Source organism: Sphingomonas sp. Leaf198, from assembly GCF_001424005.1.
GTDB lineage: Bacteria > Pseudomonadota > Alphaproteobacteria > Sphingomonadales > Sphingomonadaceae > Sphingomonas.
This window is the reverse complement of the sequence record NZ_LMPX01000001.1, coordinates 595231-619471: the sequence shown is the minus strand read 5'-3', so window position 1 is coordinate 619471 and position 24241 is coordinate 595231. Positions and strand designations below refer to the sequence as shown.

General features: G+C 65.9%; 18 protein-coding genes and 1 tRNA gene. 6 read left to right on the top strand and 13 right to left on the bottom strand.

What is annotated here, in order from left to right:
* Positions 1-167 precede the first annotated feature (167 nt).
* The 3 genes from ASG20_RS02800 to ASG20_RS02790 are packed head-to-tail and all read right to left on the bottom strand — an operon-like array spanning position 168 to position 4851.
* Positions 168-1820 (bottom strand): ATPase, T2SS/T4P/T4SS family, encoded by a 1653-nt coding sequence (locus ASG20_RS02800; protein ID WP_082470703.1) that lies wholly within the window; start codon positions 1818-1820, stop codon positions 168-170.
* Positions 1817-4036 (bottom strand): type II secretion system secretin GspD, encoded by a 2220-nt coding sequence (gene gspD, locus ASG20_RS02795; RefSeq protein ID WP_056048213.1) that lies wholly within the window; start codon positions 4034-4036, stop codon positions 1817-1819. Before gspD ends, ASG20_RS02800 begins: the two co-directional genes overlap by 4 nt.
* Positions 4033-4851: a type II secretion system protein N gene (locus tag ASG20_RS02790; protein WP_056048210.1), complete on the bottom strand. Its 819-nt coding sequence runs from the start codon at positions 4849-4851 to the stop codon at positions 4033-4035. The genes gspD and ASG20_RS02790 overlap by 4 nt, the downstream gene beginning before the upstream one ends.
* 159 nt (positions 4852-5010) lie before the next feature.
* On the opposite strand from ASG20_RS02790, the gene ASG20_RS02785 reads away from it, so the two are divergent.
* Positions 5011-5667: a prolyl hydroxylase family protein gene (locus tag ASG20_RS02785; RefSeq protein WP_056050327.1), complete on the top strand. Its 657-nt coding sequence runs from the start codon at positions 5011-5013 to the stop codon at positions 5665-5667.
* 269 nt (positions 5668-5936) lie between these two features.
* On the opposite strand, the gene ASG20_RS02780 is transcribed toward ASG20_RS02785, so the two are convergent.
* Together ASG20_RS02780 and ASG20_RS02775 are read right to left on the bottom strand one after the other, a co-directional pair.
* A complete protein-coding gene (locus ASG20_RS02780) occupies positions 5937-8729 on the bottom strand; it encodes a TonB-dependent receptor domain-containing protein (protein ID WP_056048207.1) in 2793 nt (930 codons plus the stop codon).
* Positions 8730-8835: 106 nt separating this feature from the next.
* Positions 8836-10464 carry a hypothetical protein gene (locus ASG20_RS02775; protein WP_056048204.1) on the bottom strand — a complete coding sequence of 543 codons (1629 nt, stop codon included), beginning with the start codon at positions 10462-10464 and terminating at the stop codon, positions 8836-8838.
* A gap of 309 nt (positions 10465-10773) precedes the next feature.
* Here ASG20_RS02775 and ASG20_RS02770 point away from each other — a divergent pair, with 309 nt between their 5' ends.
* The gene (locus ASG20_RS02770; RefSeq protein ID WP_056048201.1) at positions 10774-11109 is read left to right on the top strand and encodes a DUF6481 family protein; all 336 of its coding nucleotides are present in this window, start codon (positions 10774-10776) and stop codon (positions 11107-11109) included.
* Between the two features lie 307 nt (positions 11110-11416).
* Here the strand turns inward: ASG20_RS02770 and ASG20_RS02765 are convergent, their stop codons facing one another.
* From ASG20_RS02765 to lon, 7 genes are all read right to left on the bottom strand, one after another.
* Positions 11417-12880 (bottom strand): efflux transporter outer membrane subunit, encoded by a 1464-nt coding sequence (locus tag ASG20_RS02765; protein ID WP_056048198.1) that lies wholly within the window; start codon positions 12878-12880, stop codon positions 11417-11419.
* A complete protein-coding gene (locus ASG20_RS02760; RefSeq protein WP_056048195.1) occupies positions 12880-14496 on the bottom strand; it encodes a DHA2 family efflux MFS transporter permease subunit in 1617 nt (538 codons plus the stop codon). Before ASG20_RS02760 ends, ASG20_RS02765 begins: the two co-directional genes overlap by 1 nt.
* 1 nt (position 14497) lies before the next feature.
* Complete coding sequence (locus tag ASG20_RS02755; protein ID WP_056048192.1) at positions 14498-15661, bottom strand: HlyD family secretion protein; 1164 nt, start codon at positions 15659-15661, stop codon at positions 14498-14500.
* Positions 15658-16296 carry a CerR family C-terminal domain-containing protein gene (locus ASG20_RS02750; RefSeq protein ID WP_056048189.1) on the bottom strand — a complete coding sequence of 213 codons (639 nt, stop codon included), beginning with the start codon at positions 16294-16296 and terminating at the stop codon, positions 15658-15660. Before ASG20_RS02750 ends, ASG20_RS02755 begins: the two co-directional genes overlap by 4 nt.
* A gap of 281 nt (positions 16297-16577) precedes the next feature.
* Positions 16578-16652: transfer RNA gene (locus ASG20_RS02745), tRNA-Val, on the bottom strand.
* 67 nt (positions 16653-16719) lie between these two features.
* Positions 16720-16992: an HU family DNA-binding protein gene (locus tag ASG20_RS02740; RefSeq protein ID WP_056048186.1), complete on the bottom strand. Its 273-nt coding sequence runs from the start codon at positions 16990-16992 to the stop codon at positions 16720-16722.
* A gap of 127 nt (positions 16993-17119) precedes the next feature.
* Positions 17120-19513, bottom strand: a complete 2394-nt coding sequence (lon, locus tag ASG20_RS02735; protein WP_056048183.1) for an endopeptidase La — start codon at positions 19511-19513, stop codon at positions 17120-17122.
* Positions 19514-19857: 344 nt separating this feature from the next.
* Between lon and ASG20_RS02730 the strand changes: the two genes are divergently transcribed.
* The 3 genes from ASG20_RS02730 to ASG20_RS02720 are packed head-to-tail and all read left to right on the top strand — an operon-like array spanning position 19858 to position 22279.
* Positions 19858-21585, top strand: a complete 1728-nt coding sequence (locus tag ASG20_RS02730; RefSeq protein WP_056048181.1) for a M1 family metallopeptidase — start codon at positions 19858-19860, stop codon at positions 21583-21585.
* 56 nt (positions 21586-21641) lie between these two features.
* On the top strand, positions 21642-21896 hold the full coding sequence (locus ASG20_RS02725) for a hypothetical protein (RefSeq protein WP_231420330.1): 255 nt from the start codon (positions 21642-21644) through the stop codon (positions 21894-21896).
* Entirely contained in the window at positions 21893-22279 is a 387-nt protein-coding gene (locus ASG20_RS02720; RefSeq protein ID WP_082470702.1) for a c-type cytochrome, read from the top strand. The genes ASG20_RS02725 and ASG20_RS02720 overlap by 4 nt, the downstream gene beginning before the upstream one ends.
* Positions 22280-22281: 2 nt before the next feature.
* On the opposite strand, the gene ASG20_RS02715 is transcribed toward ASG20_RS02720, so the two are convergent.
* Positions 22282-23406 (bottom strand): calcium:proton antiporter, encoded by a 1125-nt coding sequence (locus tag ASG20_RS02715; RefSeq protein WP_056048176.1) that lies wholly within the window; start codon positions 23404-23406, stop codon positions 22282-22284.
* 100 nt (positions 23407-23506) lie between these two features.
* Here ASG20_RS02715 and ASG20_RS02710 point away from each other — a divergent pair, with 100 nt between their 5' ends.
* Positions 23507-23794 carry a hypothetical protein gene (locus ASG20_RS02710; protein ID WP_056048173.1) on the top strand — a complete coding sequence of 96 codons (288 nt, stop codon included), beginning with the start codon at positions 23507-23509 and terminating at the stop codon, positions 23792-23794.
* Positions 23795-24241: the final 447 nt, after the last annotated feature.

The window sequence follows — 24241 nt, the reverse complement described above, 5'->3', positions numbered from 1 at the left end:
CTCCCCTGCAAGGGGAGGGGGACCGCCGCGAAGCGGTGGTGGAGGGGGCGCGCCGCGAACGTTGCGTTGCGCTGCTGGCGGCGTACGGCCGGTGGTGCGAGCGTGGTGAGCCCCCTCCACCAGCTTCGCTGGTCCCCCTCCCCGTTTCGGGGAGGATTTTTAGGGCGTTATGCAACCGGTGTATCCTCGACGACTTCCGTGGTGTCGCGGCGGGATACTCGGACGGCTTCTTCGGCGGTGGTCTGGCCGGAGAGGACTAGTTCGCGGGCCGACTGCGCCAGGTTTGGCGACTTCGCGAATGCGTGCGCGGTGATTTCGGATTCGTGGCCGTCGGTGTTGATCAGGCCGCGGATCGTATCGTCTATGCGGACGGCTTCGAAGACGCCGATGCGGCCCTTGTAGCCGGTCTGGTTGCAGTCTTCGCAGCCTTGCGCGACGTAGACGACCGCGTCCGAAGCGATGCCGAGCAGCGGGGCGACCGTATCGGACGCGGGGACGGCCTTGCGACACGTCGGGCAGAGCCGCCGCACGAGGCGCTGGGCGATCACCGCACGCAGCGTCGAGGCGAGCAGGAAGCTCTCGACCTTCATGTCGCGCATCCGGGTGATCGCGCCGATCGCGTCGTTGGTGTGGACGGTCGACAGCACCAGATGGCCCGTCAGCGACGCCTGCACCGCGATCTCGGCAGTCTCGCGGTCGCGGATTTCGCCGACCATGACGACGTCGGGATCCTGGCGGAGGATCGCGCGGAGCCCTGCCGCGAAGGTCAGGCCGACCTTCGGGTTGACCTGGGTCTGGCCGACGCCGTCGACGGCGTATTCGACCGGGTCCTCGACGGTGAGGATGTTGCGGCTGCCGTCGTTGAGCAGGCGGAGCGCGGCGTAGAGCGACGTCGTCTTGCCCGATCCGGTCGGGCCGGTGACGAGAATGATGCCATTGGGTTCGCTCAGTGCCTCGTTGAGCAACGCGAACAATGCGGGCGGCAGGCCGAGCGCTTCGAGGTCGATGCCGGCGTTTTCCTTGTCGAGGATACGCAGCACCACGCGTTCCCCTGCGCGCGACGGCAGCGTCGAGACGCGGACGTCGAGCAGCTTGCCCCCTAACGTGAGGCCCATGCGGCCGTCCTGCGGTACGCGCCGTTCGGCAATGTCGAGGCGTGCCATGACCTTGATACGACTGACCACCACGGGCGCGACGTTGGGCGGCATGCGCAGCGTTTCGCGCAGCACACCGTCGATGCGCATGCGGACGACTAGGCCGGACTCATACGGCTCGATGTGGATGTCCGACACGCCGTTGCGCGCGGCGTCGGCGATGATGCCGTTGATGAGACGGATAGCGGGGGCATCGTCGGCGGTGTCGAGCAGGTCCTCCGCCGTCGGCATGTCGCCGGCGAGCAGGTCGAGTTCGTCGCCCATGCCGACCGCGGCGAGCGCATTAGCCTGGCCGTCCATCGCGTAGACGTTCGACAGGAGGCGGTCGAACGCGATCTGTTCCACGAACGTCACGTCGAACGGGCGCGCGAGGTAGCGGCGGAGTTCGAGCAGGACTTTGGGATCGGCGCCGGCGCGCATCGCGATAGTGAGGTGGGAGTCGGTGTCGGTGTGGTCGACAACGACGCCGAACTTTCGGGCGAAGGCGTAGGGGATGGTGATCTGGGGGAGATCACTGCTCCCCTCCCGCTCGCGGGAGGGGTTGGGGGAGGGAATAACATACCCCTCGATCGCGTCGTCCGGGAGTAAGACAGGCCCTCCCCCGACCCCTCCTGCAAGCGGGAGGGGAGCAGTTGCGTCGATCTCATGGCCTTCGCGGATGATCATTTCTTGGGTCGCACGACCATCGTTGAGGTACGTACGGGGACGGCGATGCGCGGGTCCTCGATACTGCCGGGGATCGGTGCGCTCGGGATCGGCGGGGCGGCGCCCATGTAGTCGCGGACCAGCTGGTCGATCGACGGCTCGGCGCCCGGCTCCTGCAAACCCTGTTGCAGGCGGACATAGCCGTAGCGCTGCTCGGTCAGTTTCCGGCTGTCCTCGGCCGTCCGCAAAATGGTCGGGCGGATGAAGATCATCAAATTGGTCTTCGACCGCTGTTTCGCCTTCGAGGTGAACAGATGCCCGAGCACGGGGATGTCGCCGAGCAGCGGGATCTTCTCGATCGTGCGACGCTCGTTGTCGTCGAGCAGACCGCTGATCACCGCGATCTGACCGTCGTCGACGGTGCGGACGGTCTCGACCTCACGCTTGTTGAGGATCAGGTCACTGTTGTCGCTCGACACCGGGCCGGCGATCGAACTGACCTCCAAGCGCAGGTTGAGCTTCACCGTACCCGACGAGTTCACCTGCGGCCGGACGGTCAGCTCGATGCCGACATTCTGCCGCTGCGTGGTGCGGAAGGCGTTGTCGAAATTGGTGCTGAGCGCCTGCCCCGTGGTGATCGGGATTTCCTGCCCGACGAGGCTGTGTGCCTCCTGGTTGTCGAGCGTGACGAGATGCGGGACCTGGAGCAGGTTCGAGGTCGTGTCGCTCTTCACCGCGTTGATGATCGCGCCGAAGAAGGTGCTGCCGATCTTGCCGCCAAACCCGCCAAAGCCGCCGGTGGCCGCGAGGATCGACGCGATTGCCGACTGCTGCAGCGCGTCCGCCGCGGCATTGGGGGTGTTCGTTTCGGTGCGCGTGCCATCGGGCGCGACGACCGTCGTGCCGTTGCCACCGATCGAGCGTGCGCCGATCGCGCCCGCGATCTGGAGGATGTTGGGCGCGGAGTTCGAGAAGGTCGACGCGCCGAACGCACCGCCGCTCGGATCGCCGACGATGAACTGGGCGCCAAGCGTGCGCGCGGTCGAATCCGAAACCTCGGCAACGATCGCCTCGACCAGCACCTGTTCACGGCGCGTATCCAGCTGGCGGACGACCTCGTTCAACTGGCGCTGGATCTCGGCAGGCGCCGCGATGACGATCGCGTTGGCGCCGGCAAAGCGCGTGACGACCGCAGCAGTCTTGCCGCCCGCCGCGGTGATCGCCGCCTGGCCCGATCCGCCACCCCCGCCGCTCGACGTGGGGCCGGACTGCGGGATCTGTGGTTGCGAGAAGTTCGACTGGCCGCCGGACGCACCGTTGGTGCTGCTCGATCCGAAGTTCGAGCGCGACAACGCCGTCTGCACCGGCTGCGTCGGAGTCTGGCCGACGAGTTCCTGCAAGACCGGCAGCAATTGCTCTGCATCGGCATTCTCGAGGAAGACGACCTTGATCTCGGTACCGTTGCGCGCCTTCTGGTCGAGGTCGGCGGCGACCTGCGCGAGGCGGGCGACGGTGGTCGGATCGCCGCGCAGGGCGACGGCGTTCGACCCCTCGACCGCGACGACCGATGCGCTCGGACCGGCGGCGGCACCACCGCCCTGCCCGCCTTGACCGCCCCCAGTGCCGGTTCCGATCAGCCCCTGGAGCGCAGTCGCGATCTCCTTGGCACTCGCATTCTTGAGGGCGACGACGCGGGTGGAGGATGTGTCGGTGTCGATCCGGCGAAGGACTTCGCGGATGCGGCGGATGTTGTCGGCGAAATCGACCACGACGAGGCTGTTGCCGCCGCGGTTCGCGCTGACCGAGCCTTGCGCGCTGACCAGCGGGCGAACCGTCTCGACCGCGGACTGCGCGTCGATCGCGCGGAGGCGGATGATCTCGGTGACGTAGCTGTTGCGTGCGGCACCCGCGACGCCAATCCTGCTCGGCTGCGACGCGGCGTTGTCGAGCGGCTGGACGCGGAACGCGCCGCCCGAGGTCGGCACCGCGACGAGGCCATTGGCGCGCAACGTCGAGAGGAAGATCTCGAAATATTCGGAGCGCGACAGCGGGCGATCGGTGACCACCGTCACCTTGCCGGCGACGCGGTTGTCGATGATGAACGTGCGCCCGGTGACCTTGGCGGCGTCGGCGATGAACGCGCGGATGTCGGCATCGCGGACGTTCAGCGTGGTCTGCGCATGAACGCCGGCCGCGAGTGCGAGCGCCACGACGGGACCGAGAAACAGTTTTTTCATTGGGGTGGCGCGATCGTGATGGCGAGCGGCAGGGTATCCTGGCCGCGTTCTACGGTAATGGGGACGTTGCCGCCGCCCGCGAAATCCTTGGCGATGCGGTCGAGATCGCCGGGGCCGGAAACCGGCCGCCCGCCGATCGAGGTGACGACGTCGCCGTCCTTGAGCCCGGCGGACCGGAACGCGTTGCCCGAGCCCTGCGACCGGACGGTGAGCCCGCTGATGCGGCCGCCGTCGATGCGGGGGATGAAGCCGATCTCGCTCCGCAACTGCGCGACGGGGATGCCGACCGCCGGGGATGCCGCGCCACCGGGGGGCGCTCCGGGCACGACCGGAGTGACGGCGCCTGACTGGTCGAGGAACAGGTCTTCGTCGGCGCCACCGCGGTCGATCGTGACATGATCGAACGCGACCGCCTTCAGGCGTACGCCGGGCTGGATCTCGTCGCCGACCGCGACGCTTTGCTGGAGGCCGTCGGGACCGGCGATGATCGCGGAGTTGCGGCCCATCGCCTCGTCGATGCGCGTGCCGAACAGGGTCAGCTGGAGCGACGTGACGGTGGCGGGCGCACCCGCCGCGCCGCCAAGGCGGAAGAACGGATCGAACCCGCGCAGGATATCGGCGGGTGACCCGACCACCATCGGCGCAGCCGGGCGCCAGTCGCCGAGCGGCGTGATCGGTGTCACGATCGTCCAAGCCAGCCGGGCGCACTGCGTGGCCAGCCCGGCCAGCAGCGCGAGTTCGACGACACTATAGACATTCACCACCGGCATACGCCGCAAGATACGGCGCGCCCGCGCGTCCAGCTTCAACCGCATCCGCGACCCACCCCAATTTCCCGCATCCCGTCGCGTAGGCATGCCATGTTACAATTCCGCGTCAATGGCTTGCCCGCCGAATATGCGCAATCCGGTGCCGGGCGCGCCGAGATGACGGACAGGGTAGCGCATCGCGTCGGCGATGGGCAGAAGACGCGCATGTCCGATACTTCTCCGTCCAGTGGCTCCGGCCTGCCCCCCGCAGCGATCCTGGCGCGGCTGTCCGTGCCCGGCGTGCAGCGCGTACCGAGCCCGAAGCTCGACCTGTTCGTGCGGCGCGACTTCCTGCCGCCCGACCTGTGCGCGGCGCTGATCGAGCGGATCGACGCGGTACGACGCCCCTCGACGATTTCCGATTCGAACGGTGATGCGAGCTATCGGACGAGTGAGACGGGCGATCTTTCGCCGCTTGATCCGGTGGCGATCGACGTCGAGCACCGGATCGCGGCGCTGACCGGACTCGACCCGGTGCACGGCGAGCCGCTGCAGGGCCAACGCTATGCGGTCGGCCAGGAGTTCAAGGGGCATACCGATTATTTCGAGCCGAACGGGGTGGACTATACGCGCTATTGCGGCGTCGCGGGGAACAGGACGTGGACCGTCATGATCTACCTGAACCGGCCAGACGCGGGCGGCGCGACGCGCTTCAAGGCGATCGACAAGATCGTCCAGCCGGAGACGGGCAAGCTGCTCGCGTGGAACAACCGGCGAGCGGATGGCAGCCTCAACCCTGCGACGCTGCATCACGGGATGAAGGTACGGTCGGGGGTCAAGTATGTGATCACCAAATGGTTTCGCGAGAAGGCATGGGGTTAGGCTTGGTCTAGGGCCACGATCGGTCGGACGAGAACAAGTGGATAGGCGCCGCGGCGGTGCCCGCGCCTCAGCACCTAGCCCCGTTAAAGCACCTCCCCGGCGAAGGCCGGGGTCCATCTGGGCAACGTTGCTGACGGAGGACGGCGCTACGTTTACGCTGATCTTTCCAACTGGGCCCCGGCCTTCGCCGGGGAGGTGCTCTTCTTGGGAGGTCGGTCGCTTCGACTGCGCTCGCCGCTGGAGCGCAACCTGAACGACCGCCCCCTTCCTCAGAACGTCGTGCTGATACCCAGCGTGAACACCTGCCCCAGATTATACCGGTTGATGTACACCTTGTTGCCATTCTCGAACGTCTGGCCTTCGCTGAACCGCGTCTTGGTGAGGTTGCGCGCCTCGGCCTTCACCTCGAATTTGGCACCGCGCAGTTCGATGCCCTGGCGCGCGACGAGATCGAGGCGGATGCCGGGCCTTTCGATGATGTCGGGCAGGAAGCCCGCGCCACCTAAGTTGGACGGGCCGCGGTTCGTCACGCGGTCGCTGGCATAGTTGAACAGCAGCGTGATCTGCGACAGCCGCTTGGTATCCTCCAGTCCAAGCTGAACGTTGACCAAGTGATCCGACTGACCGGTGAGCGGCGCGCCGTCACGGAAATTGCCCGTCGCGGGCGCAAACCCGGTATCGCACCCTGCGACCTTCGTGGTCTGGTCGACCACGTTCGGCACGCAGGTGTCGTCCACCGTGATCGACGAGTTCGTATAGGTGTAATTGGCAATGAACAGCAGGCGGCGCGTCGCGAAGAAATCGCTGCCGAGCGTGTCGAGCGGCACGTACTTCTGGAACTCGACCTCGCCGCCGTACAGCTTGGCCTTGGGCAGGTTGGTGAAGCCCGTCTGGAGACGATCGTCGGCGCCGGTGTAGAAACCGACCTGTTCGATCGGCTTGTCGATCCGCTTGTAGAACGCACCGAGCGTAAAGCGCTGGTCACGCGCGAAGAACCATTCGTACCGCGCGTCGAGGTTGTAGAGCTTGGTATCCTGCAACAGCGGGTTGCCGAAGAACAGGCGATCCGACTCGGGATCGCGGAACTGCTGCGGCGCAAGCTCGCGGAACTGCGGGCGTGAGATCGTCTTCGACCCACTGACGCGAAACTGCATGTCGGGCGCGAAATTCCAGGTCAGCGTGGTAGCCGGCAGGAAATAGTCGTTCTTCAGGCGCGTCGTCGCGGAATCGATCGGGGTCACCCGCTCGTCCGCCGTCTCGTAGCGGACGCCGATCGTGCCGCGGATACCGTCGGCGACCTCGGCTTCGGCCTGGACATAGCCTGCATGAATGCGCAGCGACGCGTCATACTGGTACGCGCCGAGCGGGGTGTTGAACTGCAGTTCCAGCGAGTTGTTCGGATCGTTCGTGTCGATCGCGAGCAGATAGTCCGGCCGCAGAAGATTATACGGATAGCCCGGCGCGGTGCCACCACCGCGCGGCGTCTGGTAATTGAACTGAAGACGCGACGACGTACGCTTCGTGTCCGAAAAGAAATAGCCGGTCGAAAGCGTCACCGGCCGCGCGGTCGACAGCTTGTAGGCCAGATCGGCCTGCCCGCTATAGAGGTCCTCCTTCAGTTCGCTGAAGATGATCGACGCGAACGGCGAGAAGCGCTGCGTCACCTGATAGGCGCCGTTGCACTGCGCGCCCCCGGTGCCGTTCGGATCCTGCACGGTGATCGGCAGACCCGTCGTGGTGGTGTTCGAGCACAGATAATCGAACTGCCGCTCGTACGGCGCGTTGCGTTTAGAGTTGGCGTAGGCGCCGCGGACGTCGAGCGTCAGAGCATCCACCGGCTTGAACGCGCCGACCAGCTGGCTCTCGAACAACTGGCGTTCGAACCAGTTGGTATTCTGCTGGAAACGCAGACCGCTCGAGTTGTTGTAGGTGGTCGCCGCCGACCCGCGCGCCTGCTTGAGCGTATCGTGGATGTAGACGTTGGTGAGCTTGACGCTGTTCTCGCCGAACTCGTAGCCGATGCCGAGCAGTCCGTTGGCGACCATCCGGTTGTCGGTCAGCAGCGTCTGGAAATCGTTGCGCAGCAAACCCTCGGGTGTGACCGAATCCTGCTGCGTGATGTTGCGCGTGCGGAAGGTGTTGCTCGCGCTGACCGATGCGATGACGCCGAGCCGGCCGGAGCCGATGTCGAACACCGTACCGCCGCTGATCTCGCCCGAGAAATTGGCGGGGAGCTGGTTGTTGCGCTGGAGCAGCGAGGTCGAGGCGTTGCTGAGCGTGGCGGCCTGCGCGGCGGAGATGTTGCCGTTCCCCTTTGGCGCATCCTTGATGAAGCTCGGCACCTTGCGGGTGCCGTCGTCGTAGCCGATCCAGTCCTTATCGCCGCCGTAATAGGTGTAGCCGAGCTCGCTGGTCGTCGCGGTGTCGGCCGAAACCGAGCCGCCGAACGACAGGAAGTTCTTGTCCGGGATCGTCTTGGTCGTGAGGTTGATCACGCCGCCGCCGAATTCGCCGGGATAGTTCACCGAATAGGTCTTCTGGACCAGCGCGGACCCGACGATCGTGGTCGGGAAGATGTCGAGCGGGACCGAACGGCGTAGCGGCTCGGGGCTCGGCAAGGGTGAACCGTTGAGCAGCGACGACGAGTACCGATCGCCGAGACCGCGGACATAGACGAAGCCGTTGCCGACGATGCTGAGACCGGTAACGCGCGACAGGGCGCCGGCGATGTCGCCTTCGCCGGTGCGGGCGATGTCCTCGGTCGACAGGACCGACACGACCTGCGGCGTCGCACGGACGAAATTCGGGATGTTGCGGCCGACGACGACGATGTCCTCGCCGCCATTGGGATCATAGCCCGGCGTCGAAACTTCGGCCTGCGCACCCGCAGCCTGTGGCGCAGACGTGTCCACCGGCGTCGAGACAGGCCCCGTCGGTGTGGTCGAGGCGGGTGGCGATGCGGCGGGGGCCGGTGCGGCGCCGCCGGTTTGGGCCAGCACGGCCGGCGCGACCAGCTGCGAGGTCAGGAGAAGTAAGGTGGCATAGCCGAAGCGCGTTTGCATGGCCGAATATCCAGATCAGGGGTCTATGGGCGAATGCCGGGGCGGTCTTTGGAACCGCCCCGGCATCGCTGCTCACATCATCGACTGCGGAGAGCCGACCGGAGGCTTACCGGCCGTTGCAGTTGAAGTAGACCGAGGTGAAGATCGGCGGGCCAACGTCCTGCTTCGACGCATCGGCCGCGCGGATCGTCGAGCGATCGGCCTGGCTGGTTTCCTGCGCGATCAGGTTGAGGCAGGCGACGGTCGCCGGCGTCTTCACGATCCCGTTGATGAAGCGCATGTCCGACCCGCCACGCTGGCGGATCGCGGCCGGCGCAAGCGCGGTCTGGACGAACGTGAAGTTCGAATACTGGCCGAAGGTCCGCGGCAGCAGGTCCTCGGCACCGTTCGAGTCGATCTCGGTCGAGAACGAGTCGGCGGTCGCACCCAGCAGACGCTGCGCGGCGATGATGAACTGCATGAAGCCGCGATACCCGTTGTCGATATCGTAGCCGTCGTCGTCCGCGCCGGTGACCGCGAAATACTTGATGTTCGTGGTGCCACCGAAGATCTCGATGCCGTCATCGGCCGAATTGTGGCTCTGGACGTGATCGATCGTCGTGCCCGACCCGGTGCCGCCGAGCGTCAGGCCCTGAAGTTCGTTGCCGTCGCTGATCGCGATGCCGCTGTAGCGGATCTGGACATACTGCATCGTGCCGCTGTTGTCCGCGGCGGTCGGGCCACCGTAGAAGCGCCCGGTGACGCCTTCGATCGCCTGCTGGCAGGTCGTGCTGGTGCCGCCCGCATTGTTCGGACCGGTGCCGGTGGCGCAGACCGCGACGGGTGCGCGGCCGAGCAGGATGATCCCGCCCCACTGGCCCTGCGTCGCATCGCTGACGCCGTTGGCGGTCAGGTTCTGCTGCGACGTGAAGATGATCGGCGCATCGCGCGTGCCGACGGCACTGATCTTCGATCCGCGGTTGACGAGCAGGAGGTCGGCGGTAACTTCGGTCGAGTCCGCCGCGACGACAACGCCCGGCGCGATCGTCAGCGTCACGCCGGTATCCGCACCGGTCGTGCCGACATCGGCACCGACTTCGGTCTGGCCGCGCAGACGGTAGAACACGCCGGCGATTTTCGGCAGCGTCAGGCTGGACGAGATAACGGTCGGCAGGCGGCAGGCGCGGAACGTCTGGACCAGACCGTCGTCGATCGTGCCGGTCGGGCATGCTGCGGCCGAACCGCCAGTGCCGACAGCGGGAACCGCGGTGCAGCTAGCGGTGGTGGTGCCGCCGAACTGTGCCGAGGTCGAGTTGCAGGTCCATCCCTGGAACGCGGTGTCGGACGGTCCGTTCAGCGCGCCGACGAAGTTCGTGCTGGTGAAGAACGGGTTGATCGACGACGGGTCGGTCGCGGTCGTGGCGGACGTTGCGGCGGTCGGGTACACGCCGGTCAGGACGTTGGTGCCGCTGACGTTGTTGTTGGTACCGGCATTGACGATCGCAAGCTGCTCGTCGGCGCTGATCGTGATCGTGCCGTCCGAACGGCCGCCCGAGGTCGAAGCGAACTGCGCGGCGGTAATCGCCGTCGGCGTGGGCGTCGGGGTGGCAGGCGTCGGCGTCGGCGTGGCGGGCGGCGTGATGATCACCGTGCCTGCGCCCGGCGAAGCGACATCGTCGGCGCCACCGCATGCGGTGAGTGCGAGGCAGGCCGTGCCGGTCAGCAGGATCGTGCCGAGGCGAGTAAAGCTGGTCATGCGAAGGACTCCCGAGTCGTACCGTTGATTGTTCGGATCGACCCAGGCTCCCCCCTGCCGACCGTGACATGGCGGTTAGGCTGGCCAGATGACGCCGCGATGCGATTTGAGTTACGAATGCATGACCATGATGTGACGGTTCGATGACGGTCGATAGGGATGCTGCCGCCCTGCGGGGTTGAAAACCGCGCTATCGAACACATCTCTTCCGATCCGGCGCGCGATGATTTACAGGCGCTGCCAGCGTCACCGTTCGCGCAACCCTGCGTCCGAGCGGCCAGACCATCATTACAGGATTATTCGACGACAATGGCCTCTTTCAAGGACCCCAGTTTCCAGGACCGCACGAGCAGCGCAGCCGCCGCCAAGCAGAAGGCGCTCGAAGCGCTGCGTGCCAAGCCGCCGATCGACGAAGCCGTCGTTGCCGAGCGCCTTGCCGCACGCGAGGCCAAGGAATTGGCCGAGCGAGAGAAGCGCGCGGCCAAGCGTGCGGCCGAGGACGAGGCAAAGGCTGTGAAGAAGGCTGAAGCCGAGGCCGCTGCTGCGAAGAAGCGCGAGGCGGAGGCCAAGGTCGAGCTGACCGACGCCGAGAAGAAGGCGATCCGTGACGCCAAGTATGCGGCGCGGAAGAACAAGAAGAAGTGATTTGGCGCGGGGCGGTCGTTTGGCCGCCCTGTTTAGTGAATTACTTGCTGCTAGCTGAAAGCGCCCTCTGCTTGAGATAACCGCCACCCCGGCGAAGGCCGGGGCCCAGTTGGCAAGGTAGGGGTAACGGAGCGCAGTCCACCGTTGGCGACGTCCCCAACTGGGCCCCGGCCTTCGCCGGGGTGGTCGTCGGACAGGTGCGGTTCTGTAACTAGCTTGTTCTCCCGCGAAGGCGGGAGCCTAGACTGGGCTCCCGCCTTCGCGGGAGAACAATCAGGTTTGGGTAACGGACGGGGTGAAGCGGCCCTTACTCCGCCTGCTCCCAACCACCACCCAGCGCCTTGAACAGCGCCACCGTCAGCTGCCGCAACTGCGCATCGCTCGACACCAGCTGTTCGCGCGCCGTCAGCACGTCCGTCTCCGCATTCAGCAGCGTATTCTGCGCCACGAACCCGGTCCGGTACTGCGACTGCGCCGCCTTCGCGCTGCTCTGCGCGTCGATCACCGCGCGCTGCAACGCTGCGTTGCGGCGACGCTCGGCCGCGATCTGCGCGAGCGGGTCCTCGACATCGCGCAACCCCTGCAACACGGTCGAGCGATAGCGGAGATACGCCTGCTGGCGGTCCTCCTCGCGCGACTTCACGGTCGCCTTGCGCCGGCCCCAGTCGAGCAACGGAAACTGCGCCGCACCGGACGCGGTCAACTGGAGGCTGTCACCCGAGAACAGATTGCCGAGCGCGGTCGAGATCAGCTGGCCCATGCCGGTGAGGCTGAACTTCGGATACATATCCGCCACCGCCACGCCGATATCCGCCGTCGAGGCCGCGAGATCGCGTTCGGCGGCACGCACGTCCGGGCGGCGGCGCAACAACTCTGACGGCAACCCGGCCGGGATCGTCGGCACCCCGAGTGGCGCGGCAGAAGGCGCCGCGAGCTCCGCCATCAGCGTCGCCGGCGGCTCGCCGAGCAGGATCGCCAGCGCGTGCATGCGGACGTCGACATCGGCACGGACCGGCTCGGCACGCGCTTGCGTCGAGGTGATCGAGGCGCGCTGGCGGGTGACGTCGATCGGCGGGACGAGGCCGACCTTGGCGATGTTGCCCGCGATCGTCAGTGCGCGTTGCTGGTTGGCGATCTCGCCCTCGATCGTCGCGAGCTGCGCCTGGTCGAGCCGCAGCGCGAAATACGCCTGCGCGACTTCCGCCGCGAGCGTCACCGCAGCGTCGCGCTTCGACCAGACCGCTGCTTCGGTCCGCGCCCGCGCGCCTTCGGTGCTCCGCCGGACGCCGCCGAACAGGTCGAGCTCCCAGCTCGCGTCGAACCCGACCGAGTACGTCGTGATCCCGCTGCCGGGCAGTGCTATCCCCCCGGTCGAGCCGGTGCCGCCTGCCCCCGTGCCGCCGCTGAACGCACGTGCGATCGACGAGAGGCCGGCGTTCTTGCTGAACTCGATGTGGCTCGGACTGGCGCTGGCGTTCACGCTCGGCAACCCTTGCGAGCGTGCGACGATCTCCTGCAATCGTGCCTGCCGCACGCGCGAAGCCGCGATCGCGATGTCCGGATTGCCCTTCAGCGCGCGCTCTACGAGGCCATCCAGCTGCGGATCGCCGAACGCCGACCACCAGCGGGCTGGGTCAACCGAAGTACCAACGCTAGCCTGCGGACCGACGAACGCCGGCGGCACCGCCATCTCGGGCGGCTTATAGTTTGGGCCGACGGTGCACCCCGCGAGCAGGGCCGCAACCGCAACCACCATGAACCGCGCACGCATCAATGCATCCCTCCCGAGGGCGCGCCGCCGGTCTTGCCGGAGCGCATGAATAGAACCAGTGGCGCGACGCACAGCACGACCACCATCATCGCGCGGAACACGTCGAGAAACGCGAGCATCGTCGCCTGCCGCTGCATCTGGCTGTAGAGAACGGCCAGAGGCGTCGTCGCATCGCCCTGCCCGCCGAACACGCTCGTCGCCTTCTGCATCCAGTCATTGTAGTTCGGATCGAGCGGGTTGAGCGTCTGCGTCAGTTCCGACTGATGCCGCTGCAACCCGCCCGCAAGCTGAGTCTGCGCGAAACAGATGCCAATCGTGCCGCCGAGATTGCGCGAGACGTTGAGCAGGCTCGATGCCTGCGCGGTCTGTGTCTGCTTGAGCCCGACATAGGCGATCGCGTTGATCGGCACGAACAGGAACGGTAGCGCCATCGCCTGGAACAGCCGCGCGAACGCCGCGTCGGAAAACGCTATGTCGGCGGTCAGGTGGCTCATGTTCCACAGCGCGAACGCCTGCACCAGCAACGCGGGGAACAGCAGGAAGCGGACATCGACCAGCCCGCTCAGTCGCCCCGCGAACGGCACCATGACGAGCGTCGCGAGACCGCCAGCGGTCAGCGCGAGACCCGCATCGAGCGAGCTGTAGCCGAGCACCTGTTGCAGCATCTGCGGAATGAGCTGCGTGGTGCCGAACAGGATCATGCCGGTGACGCCCATCACGCCGATCGTCAGCGCGAAGTTGCGGTTCTTCATCAGCTTGAGGTCGATCACCGGGTCCTTGTGGTTCAGCTCCCAGATGACGAGCGTGACCAGCGACACCGCGGCGATGATCGCCGACATCACGATGAAACCGCTCGAAAACCAGTCCTCACGCTCGCCGCGATCGAAAGTGAGTTCGAGGAAGCCGAGCCCGAGCGCGACCAGCGCGACGCCGACATAGTCGATCGTCAGGCCGTTCTTGAAGCGCTCGTCACGGTCCTTCTTCACCTGGTCCGGCTCGTCGACGAACGTCTCGACCAGGAACCACGCGGCGATGCCTACCGGCACGTTGATCAGGAACACCCAATGCCAGCTCGAATATTCGACGATGTAGCCGCCCAGCGTCGGCCCGAGCACGGGGCCGACGACGACGACGATCGCGAACGCGGCGAACGCCATCCCGCGTTGCTTGGGCGGGAAGGTGTCGGCGAGGATCGACTGTTCGACCGGCGCCAATCCGCCGCCGCCAATGCCTTGTAAGACGCGGGCGACGACGAGGGTGCCGATGTTCGGCGCGAGGCCGCAGAGCAGCGACGCGAGCGTGAACAGCGCGATCGACAGCAGGAAATAGCGCTTCCGTCCGATCGCGTCGGACAGCCAGCCCGAGATCGGGATAACGATCGCGTTGGCGACGAGGTAGCTGGTCAGCACCCACGTCGCCTGATCGGTGGTGATCGACAGCCCGCCCGAGATATGATCGAGCGCGACGTTCGCGATCGAGGTGTCGAGCACCTCCATGAAAGTCGGGATCGAGATGATCGCGACGATCAGCCAAGGGCTGTACTTGCCCGCCGCCGACCGGCTCGGCGACCAGGTGTGACCGCCTCCCGCATCAACTTTCGCAGGAGCTTTCGCCACCTCAGCGGACCTTGACGGTCGGCACCACCGACATGCCCGGGCCGATCGGATAGCGCTTCGGATCGGGGCCGTTCTTGGCGTCGAACACGATCCGCACGGGCACGCGCTGGACGACCTTCACGTAGTTGCCGGTCGCGTTCTGCGGCGGCAGCAGGGCGAACGCCTGGCCGGCGCCGCGCTGGATCGAGTCGACATGGCCCTTGAAGTCGACGCCGGGATACGCGTCGACATGGATGTCGACGGGCTGGCCGATCCGCATCATGGTAAGCTGCGTCTCCTTGAAGTTCGCGGTCACCCACATTGTGTCGGGGATGATCGCCATCAGCTGCGTGCCGGGCGCGACATAGGAGCCGACGTTGACCGAGCGATTGACGACCTGGCCTGCGACCGGCGCGGTCACGCGGAGATCGCCGATCGTGACGTTCGCCTGATCGACCTGCGCGCGACGGGCGTCGATCACCGACTTGGCCGCGCCGACCTGCTTCCTGGCGACGCTGATCTGCGCGGTGGCGGTGTCGATCTGCTCGCGGGCGGCGGCGGCATCGGCGGCGGTCTGGCGGGCGGTGGCGCGCGCCTGATCGAGTTGCTGGCCCGCGACTGCGCTCGGATCGAGCCGCAGCAACGCCTCGTAGCGCGCAAGGTCTTGCTGCGCCTTCACGGCGGCCGCCATTGGTACGCGCGCCTGTGCGGCGGCCTGCTGGCGTTGCGCCTCGGCGGCGGTGACCTGCGCCTGCGCCTGCGCAAACTGCGCGCGCGCCTGCGATTCGTTCGCCTGCGCCTCGACGACCTGCGCATGGCGGCCCGACGACTTGATCACCGCGAGCAGGCGACCGGCCTCGACGTGGCGGTTATCGATATCGGCGACCTGGATCAGGGTGCCCGCGACCTGTGGCGCAAGGCGGACGATGTGCGTGTCGACGAACGCGTCGTCGGTCGACTCGAACTGCCGCGCGTGCAGCCAATAGACCACGCCGCCGATGATCAGTCCGCCGACGACGATGACGAGGATGATCCAGAAGATCGGCTTCTTGAATACCGACGGCTTCTTGTCGTCCTCGGACTCGTCCTGCTGGTCGGCATCGGACTGCTGGTCCTCGCCGTTCGGATCGTCCTTGCGATCCTCGTCGTCATGGTTGGCGTCGGAATGAGTGTTCTGGTCGGTCATGCCTGGCCCTGTTCTTCAGCACGCATCGAATCGAGAATGGCGTCGATATTGGCGTCGATCCGCGCCTTGATATCGAGAATATCGTTGGGTTCGAGCGTATCGCGCTCGAGCAGTTTGAGGCAGGTCGCGCGGTTCGCCCGCAGCGTGATGACCTGCCCCATCAAGGTGATCGTCGCGATCCGGCCGGTGCGGATTTCGGCGCAACCGGTGGCGATGCAGACGAGGTCGCTGAGCCTGCGCACCATCTGGCCCATCACGCCGCCATAGATCCGCTCGAACGCCTCGCTCGGCTTCATCTGTTCGCGCAGGACGAACAGCGTCCAGTCGGCACTTTCGTTGCTCGCCATCTTGTCCGCCAGCCGGCCGAAGATGCGGTGGATCTGGGCGCGGGCTTCGCTGGCGTCGTCTTCCGCGACGTCATGCGACAGCTCGGACGGGTCGCCCATCACGGCCGACATGCGCTCGGCGATCCGGTCGGCGGCGGCGAGGTACAAGCCCTCCTTGCCGCCATAGTGGTAGGTGATCGACGACATCGCGGTGCCGGCGGCGGCGGCGATCCCGCGCGTGCTCGCGCCCTCCAGGCCCTTGGTGCCGAATTCGCTGATCGCGATGTCTAGGAGTCGGGACTGGAGCACGAGCGCCGTTTAGTTCGATCGAACGAACCAGCCTAATGAAGAAGCTGTCATGTTGTGCGAAGGACTGGTCTTTGCCGCACGCTGCGCCACGAAAGCCGCTCCGTCATCCTGACGAAAGTCAGGATCCAGGGTAACGGACGTTGTACTGCGTGGCTCTGGGTCCTGACTTTCGTCAGGATGACGGACGAGGGTTAATGGTGCGTGCCGCGTGATTACGCAGCCCCGACCCACGCCAGAAACAGCAACGCCGGCCCCTTCGTGCGAAGGAACCGGCGTAAATCTGGTGGGCGCGGCTGGGATTGAACCAGCGACCCCACCCGTGTGAAGGGTGTGCTCTACCACTGAGCTACGCGCCCGAAACTCGTTCGGAAGCGGGCCTTTAGGCAGACCCCGTCCACCTGTCCAGCCCTATCGACACCGGTCCTAGTTGACCGCGTCCTTCAGACCCTTGCCCGCCTTGAACTTCGGCTGGGTCGAGGCCTTGATCGTCATCGGCTCGCCGGTCCGGGGATTGCGGCCGGTCGACGCCTTGCGCTTAGAGATCGAGAACGTGCCGAAACCGACCAGCCGAACCTCGTCGCCCTTCTTCAACGATGCCTCGATCGCGTCGAACACCGCCTCGACTGCCTTGACCGCGTCGGCCTTCACCAGCCCGGACGTGTCGGCAACCGTCGCGATCAGTTCCTGCTTGTTCATATAGTCCCCCGGAAAGTCTCAAGTCGGCCGCGATAGAATCACGGCCGCAGTCAGCGCGCAATAATGCGGCGGCCCCGTCTGCTGTCAAACGAAACCGCCGCGTCGTCGCTTACGATCCAAACATGGATCAGTGGTGAAGGCCACCCCCGACCGGCGCGATCGGCGCAGGAGGCAGCGCCGCCAGCTCGTCCGCATCGGTCCACTCGATCGCTTCGAGCGGCTCGGTCAGCGCCAGACGAAGCACCTCGTCGACATGCGAAACGGGGACGATCTTTAACCCCGCCTTGATGTTCGCTGGGATTTCCGCGAGATCCTTCTCGTTCTCCGCCGGGATCAGCACCGTCTCGATCCCGCCCCGCAGCGCGGCCAGCAGCTTCTCCTTGAGGCCACCGATCGGCAGCACGCGGCCGCGCAGCGTCACTTCGCCGGTCATCGCCACCTCGCGCCGAATCGGCACGCCGGTCAGCGTCGAGACGATCGACGTGACCATGCCGATACCCGCCGACGGACCATCCTTCGGCACCGCACCCTCGGGCAGATGGATGTGAATATCCTTCCGCGCGAACAGGCTCGGCTTGATCCCGTAGCTTGGTGCGCGTGCCTTGACGAAGCTGAACGCGGTCTCGATCGACTCCTTCATCACGTCACCGAGCTTACCGGTGAGCTTCGCCTGACCCTTGCCCGCGACCGTGACGCTCTCGATCGTCAGCAACTCGCCGCCGACCTCGGTCCAGGCGAGCCCGGTGACCGCACCGATCTGGTTCTCGGTCTCGCCCAGACCGTGGCGGTACTTCTGCACGCCGGCATATTCGCCGATGTTCTCGGGCGTGATCGTGACGCTCGTCGTCTTGTTCTCGAGGATCTGGCGCAGCGCCTTGCGGCACAGCTTGGCGATCTCGCGCTCCAGCGTACGCACGCCGGCCTCACGCGTGTATTGCTGGATGAGCGTGCGAAGCCCTTCCTGCGTCAGCGTGAACTCACCCGGCTTCAGACCGTGCGCCTCGATCTGCTTCTCGACCAGATGGCGCTCGGCGATCTCGACCTTCTCGTCCTCGGTATAGCCCTCCAGACGGATGATCTCCATGCGATCGAGCAGCGCCTGCGGCAGGTTGAGCGAGTTCGCCGTGCACACGAACATCACGTCCGACAGGTCGATATCGACCTCCAGATAATGATCCTGGAACTTGCCGTTCTGCTCCGGGTCGAGAACCTCGAGCAGCGCCGACGCCGGATCGCCGCGGAAATCCTGGCCGAGCTTGTCGATCTCGTCGAGCAGGAACAGCGGGTTCGACGTGCCGGCCTTTTTGAGGTTCGTGACGATCTTGCCCGGCAGCGAGCCGATATAGGTGCGGCGATGCCCACGGATCTCGGCTTCGTCACGCACGCCGCCCAGCGACTGGCGGATGAACTCGCGCCCGGTCGCCTTGGCGATCGACTTGCCGAGCGAGGTCTTGCCGACACCCGGAGGACCGACGAGGCACAGGATCGGCCCCTTCAGCTTGTTGGTGCGCGCCTGCACGGCGAGATACTCGACGATCCGGTCCTTGACCTTCTCGAGCGCGTAATGATCCTCGTCCAGCGTCACCTGTGCGGCAGCGATGTCCTTCTTGATCTTCGACTTCTTGCCCCAGGGGAGCCCGAGCAGCACGTCGAGATAATTGCGCACGACGGTCGCCTCGGCGCTCATCGGCGCCATCGTCTTGAGCTTCTTCAGCTCGGACGTCGCCTTGCCACGCGCTTCCTTGCTCATCTTGAGCGTCGCGATCTTCTGCGTCAGCTCGGCGATCTCGTCGCCTTCGCCCTCGCCGTCCTCGTTGCCGAGTTCGCGCTGGATCGCCTTCAACTGCTCGTTGAGGTAATATTCGCGCTGCGTCTTTTCCATCTGGCGCTTGACGCGGCTCTTGATCTTTTTCTCAACCTGCAGGACGCCCAGCTCGCCCTCCATCGCCGCGAACGCCATCTCAAGGCGCTTCGACGGATTGGTTTCGAGCAGGATCGCCTGCTTCTCGGCGACCTTGATCTGGACGTTCGCGATCACCGCGTCGGAAAGCTTCGACGCGTCCTCGATCTCGGACAGCTGTACCGAGGTCTCGGACGACAGCTTGCGGTTGAGCTTGGCGTAATTCTCGAACTGGTCGACCACCGAACGCATCAGCGCGATGAGTTCCGGCCCTTCGACCTCCGCATCGGCGACCGGCTCGACCGTTGCGGTGAGGAAGTCGCCGCTTTCGTCGAGCGTTTCCAGAGTCGCGCGGCCCTTGCCCTCGACCAGCACGCGGACGGTGCCGTCGGGCAGCTTCAGAAGCTGGAGCACGGTCGCGGTGACGCCCATCGAATACAGGTCGTCGCGCGAGGGATCGTCCTCGGCCGGATCGACCTGCGCGACGAGATAGATCTCCTTGTCCGCCGCCATTGCCGCTTCGAGCGCGGCAACGGACTTATCGCGGCCGACGAACAGCGGCACGATCATGTGCGGGAACACGACGATGTCGCGAAGGGGAAGGACGGGGTACTGGGTCATGAACGCTCCGGTGGGTGCCTGCATGGGGGCATAATCTAACAGCTTATATGGTGAGGATGAACCGTCCATCAATTGCTTGGCGGTGGGATCGGTACGATCCGGTCCAAAACGACGCCACAAAGTCCCCGTCACCCCCGGCCCTTCGGCTGCGGTCAGGTGAGCCTTGTTCCGGGGTCCAGCGCTCGAATACCCCATCGTCATTCCCGCGAAGGCGGGGATCCATATCCTCGGGGGTCGGCGATCATGCCGCGAAGCTAGCCGGTATGGGTCCCCGCCTTCGCGGGAATGACGAGGAATATAGGCTTATAGCTTGTATCGCCCCGACCTCCGCGCGAGAATACGCCATGAAATCAGGTTTTCTCCTCGCGGTAAGCGCCGTCGCACTTCTCACAGCCGCCGCGCCGCTTCCCAAGAAGGGCGAGCCCGCGATCACCGCGCAGACGCAGCGGTCTGGGGGCGTACTGACACCCGAGCAGACCGCGCTCCGGTTCGACAGCGCCGACCTCGCGTTCGAGGTGCTACCCGAAACGGAAAGTCTGAACGGTGTCGCTACGCTGGTCTTCACGGCAAAGGCCCCTCTCGCCTGCCTACCGATCGACCTGGACCGCAATCTGCCGGTCAGCGCGATCGCGATCGACGGCGTTCCGCTCGAGCCCTCGGCCTGGAGCAATCCCGAGGGACGACTGATGATCACGCTGCCAAAGCCCGTCCCCGCGGGCGGCAAGGTCACCGCCAAGATCACCTATGGCGGCACGCCGCACGTCGCGGTGAAGGCACCGTGGGACGACGGCATGGTCTGGTCGAAGACGCCCGACGGTCGCACGTGGTTCGCGACGACCGCGGAGGGCTATGGCTGCGACCTGTTCTGGCCGTGCCTCGACTTCCCGACCGGCGAGCCCGCGCTGGTGACGCTACACATCACCGTGCCGAAGGGGCTGAAGGCGCCGTCGAACGGTGTGCTGCTCGGCGTCGACACGCTGGCGGACGGGCGGACGACGTGGAACTGGCGTGCCAAGCATCCCAACACCTACGGCATCGCGCTGAACGTCGGGCCGTATGAGGAGATCAGCGGCACCTACAAGAGCCGCTTCGGCAACAGCATCCCGATGTATTACTGGTACCTGCCGGGCGAGAAACCGCAGGCGGAGAAGCTGTTCGCCGAGTTCGCGCCGACGCTCGATTTCTTCGAAAGCATGATCGGCCCCTACCCGTTCGGCGACGAGAAGCTCGGCGTGGTCGAGACGCCGCACAAGGGCATGGAGCACCAGACGATCAACGCCTATGGCAACGGCTACGAGAAGGCGCCGGAGGGGTTCGACTGGCTGTTCCAGCACGAATTCGCACATGAGTGGTTCGGCAACCAGCTGACCGCCGCCAACTGGGACGATTACTGGCTGCACGAGGGGTATGGCACGTACATGCAGCCGCTCTATGGCCAGTGGCGCGAGGGGCGTGCACGCTATGCCGCGATGATGCAGGGCGAACGCACCTCGATCATGAACCTCAAGCCGATCACGCAGCAGCGCGTCACCACCGAGGAGGAGGTGTACGAACTCGACAAGGGCGGTGCGGGGCAGGACATCTACTACAAGGGGTCTTGGATGCTCCACACGCTGCGGAGCCTGATCGGCGACAAGGCGTTCTTCGACGTCACGCGGCTGGCGGTGTACGGGCGCGCGGATCCGAAGCCGGGAAATTTCGCGCCGCGGTTCGGGTCGACGAAGGAATATGAGGGGCTCGTCCGGAAGGTGACGGGGAAGGACTATGCGTGGTTCTTCGACGTGTATCTCCGGCAGGCGGCGCTGCCCGAGCTAGTGGAAACGCGGACGGGGAATATGCTGACTTTGGCCTGGAAGGTGCCAGGGAATGGCCCCTTCCCGCTGCCGGTACAGGTGCAGATCGACGGCAAGACGCGGACGTTGCCGATGACTGGCGGGAAGGCGAGCTTGTCGGTCCCGGCCGGCGCGCATGTCGTGATCGATCCGGATGCGCTGGTCTTGCGGCGTAGTGTGACACTGGAAGACGTGGCCGCTTGGAAGGCCGCGCAAGCCGCGAAGGGAAAAGCGCAATGACCTCTCCACCGTTCCCTCGCGAAGGCGGGGGCCCAGGGTCCCAAGAGACGACGCCCGTGACTCCTGGACTCCTGCGTGCGCAGGAGAACATCTGGGGATCGCGCGCGGCGGAGATGGCGGCGATCTTCATGGTTGGCGACGGGTTGATCGGTTTCCTCCAACCCCGCCGCCACGTCGATCTCTGGAAGGACGATGCGCTTGGCACCGAGAAACTTGTGAGGCCCTTCGTCGACCGCCCAGGCCGCCGCCGCCTCTACGCCGTCGCGCAGATCGCCGCCGGCCTCGCCTTGGCCGCACGCCAGAAACGATGACTCTGCCGCGGTGGCCCTTGCTTGCACTGGCGCTAGCCGGCTGCGGTTCGAGCCCCGACGCCGGCACGACCAGCCAGATCGCCAGCGGCGAACGGGTCTTCCGTCAGTGCACCGCCTGCCACACGATCGGGCAATATGCGGGCGATACCGACGGTCCGAACCTCTACGCCGTCATGGGCGGCCCGATTGGCGAGCGGCGCCCGCGCTACTCCTACACCGCCGGCCTAAAGGCGCTTGGTGGCAACTGGGACGCCAAGCGCATGGACGCCTGGCTCACCAACCCGCGCAAGATGGTGCCGGGCACGACGATGGCGTTTGCGGGTCTCTCCGACCCGAAGGACCGCGCCGACGTCATCGCCTACCTGTCGACGCAGGGCCCCTGAGTTTACGGCACCACCGTAGTGAACAGATAGGCCGCAAAGATCACGAGGTGGACGACACCCTGCAACACCGTCGTCCGCCCGGTGCCGAGCGAGAGCGTGGCAACGAACAGCGACAGCGCCAACAGCGTCATGCTCTTGGCATCGATGCCGAGCGCGATCGGCAGGTCGAGCACCAGCGACACGATCGCCACGCTCGGGATCGTCAGCCCGATTGTCGCCAGCGCGGAGCCAAGTGCGAGGTTGAGGCTGGTCTGCAACCGGTTGCGCCGCGCCGACTTGTACGCGGCAAGACTTTCGGGCGCGAGCACCAGCGCCGCGATCACCACGCCGACCACGGTCAGCGGCAGGCCGGCACCGAGTACCGCGGCCTCGATCGTCGGCGACAGCGTCTTCGCGAGCAACACCACCGACACCAGCGCCACCAGCAGCGCGGCGAAGGCAATGCCCGTCGCGCGGCCCGATGGCGGCGCGGCATGGTCGTCCTTGTCGTCGGTCGACGGCAGGAAATAATCGCGGTGGCGTACCGTCTGCACCAGCACGAACGTGCCGTAGAGGATCAGCGATACGACCGCGACGAAGATCAGCTGCGACGATGCGTAGGTCGGGCCCTGTGTCGACGACGTATAGTTCGGCAGGATCAGCGACAGCACCGCCATCGCCGCGAGCACGCCCAGCGCCGCGGTCATGCCCTTCAGCGTGAACCGCTGCTCATGATGCCGCACCGCGCCCGCGAGCAGGCAGATGCCGATGATGAAATTGAGGATGATCATGATCGCCGCGAACACCGTGTCGCGCGCGAGCGTAGTCGCATCGCCGGCGTTCGATAGCATCAGCGAGACGATCAGCGACACCTCGATCACGGTGACCGCGATCGCGAGGACGAGCGTCCCGAACGGCTCACCCACCTTGTGCGCGATGACCTCGGCGTGATGGACGGCGGCGAGCACGCTGCCGATCAGGACGATGACTGCGGCGGCGGTGCCGAGCGTGCCCATCTTGGCGAGGCCGACGAGGACGGCGAGCAGTCCCAGGCCCGGCGCGATCAGCGTCCAGATCGGGAGCGCCAGACGGTCCGGCATCGTCTCCACCACGTGTTCGTTCGGTCGGTCGGCCACTTCGATCGTCATGCATGCTCCCTCGTTCCACTTGGTCAACGAATGCGCGAGGGCCGATAAGGGTCCGAGTCGGGGCGATTGCGGGGCGGTAAGGATCGAGTAGGCTGCACCGATGCTGACTTCCGATCTCCGCGAAACGCTCGTCATGACCGTCGATGCGATGCGGGATGCTCAAGACCCGTGGTGGGTCATTTCCAGCGCCGCGGTGGCGCTTCACGGCGTGACGCCGATCGAGGTCGGCGACGTCGATGTTCTCATGAGCGTGGTGGATGCTCGGCGACTGATGGACAGGCTTGGCGTCGTACCGATCGAGGATGGCGCGAGTCCAATGTTCCGGTCGATGCTGTTCGGGCGGTGGGAGACGCCGCCTTTGGTCGTCGAGATCATGGCGGGGGTTTAATGTTGCGACAAGCGCGGGTTGGGCGGAGGTACTGCCTCGGACGCGCGTGCCTGTCCTCGTCGGAGGGTCCGTCGTTTATGTACCTGATCGTGCTGAACTGGCCGAGATGCTCAGGCTGTTCGGACGTCCCAAGGATTTGGAGCGGGCTCGGCTTTTGACTTGAGGACCGTAGTGGCGGCGCCGGCCGCACGCGGGTCCCGACGTCGTCGCCGCGAACCCCAACAATGTCCCCCAAGATAGAAGCGACGCCAATGGTGTAGTGGGTGAAGACGGGGCATATCGCCCGTTCTGTCCGGGTCAGGTCACATCCTGCCGTTCCCCCGCGGAAGCGGGGGTCCAGGAGTTACGACCGCTACAGCTTGGTACTCTGGACCCCCGCCTTCGCGGGGGAACAGTCAGAAGAGCAGCACGCGCTCTGCCCCAAACGAAAAAGGGCGCCGATCGCTC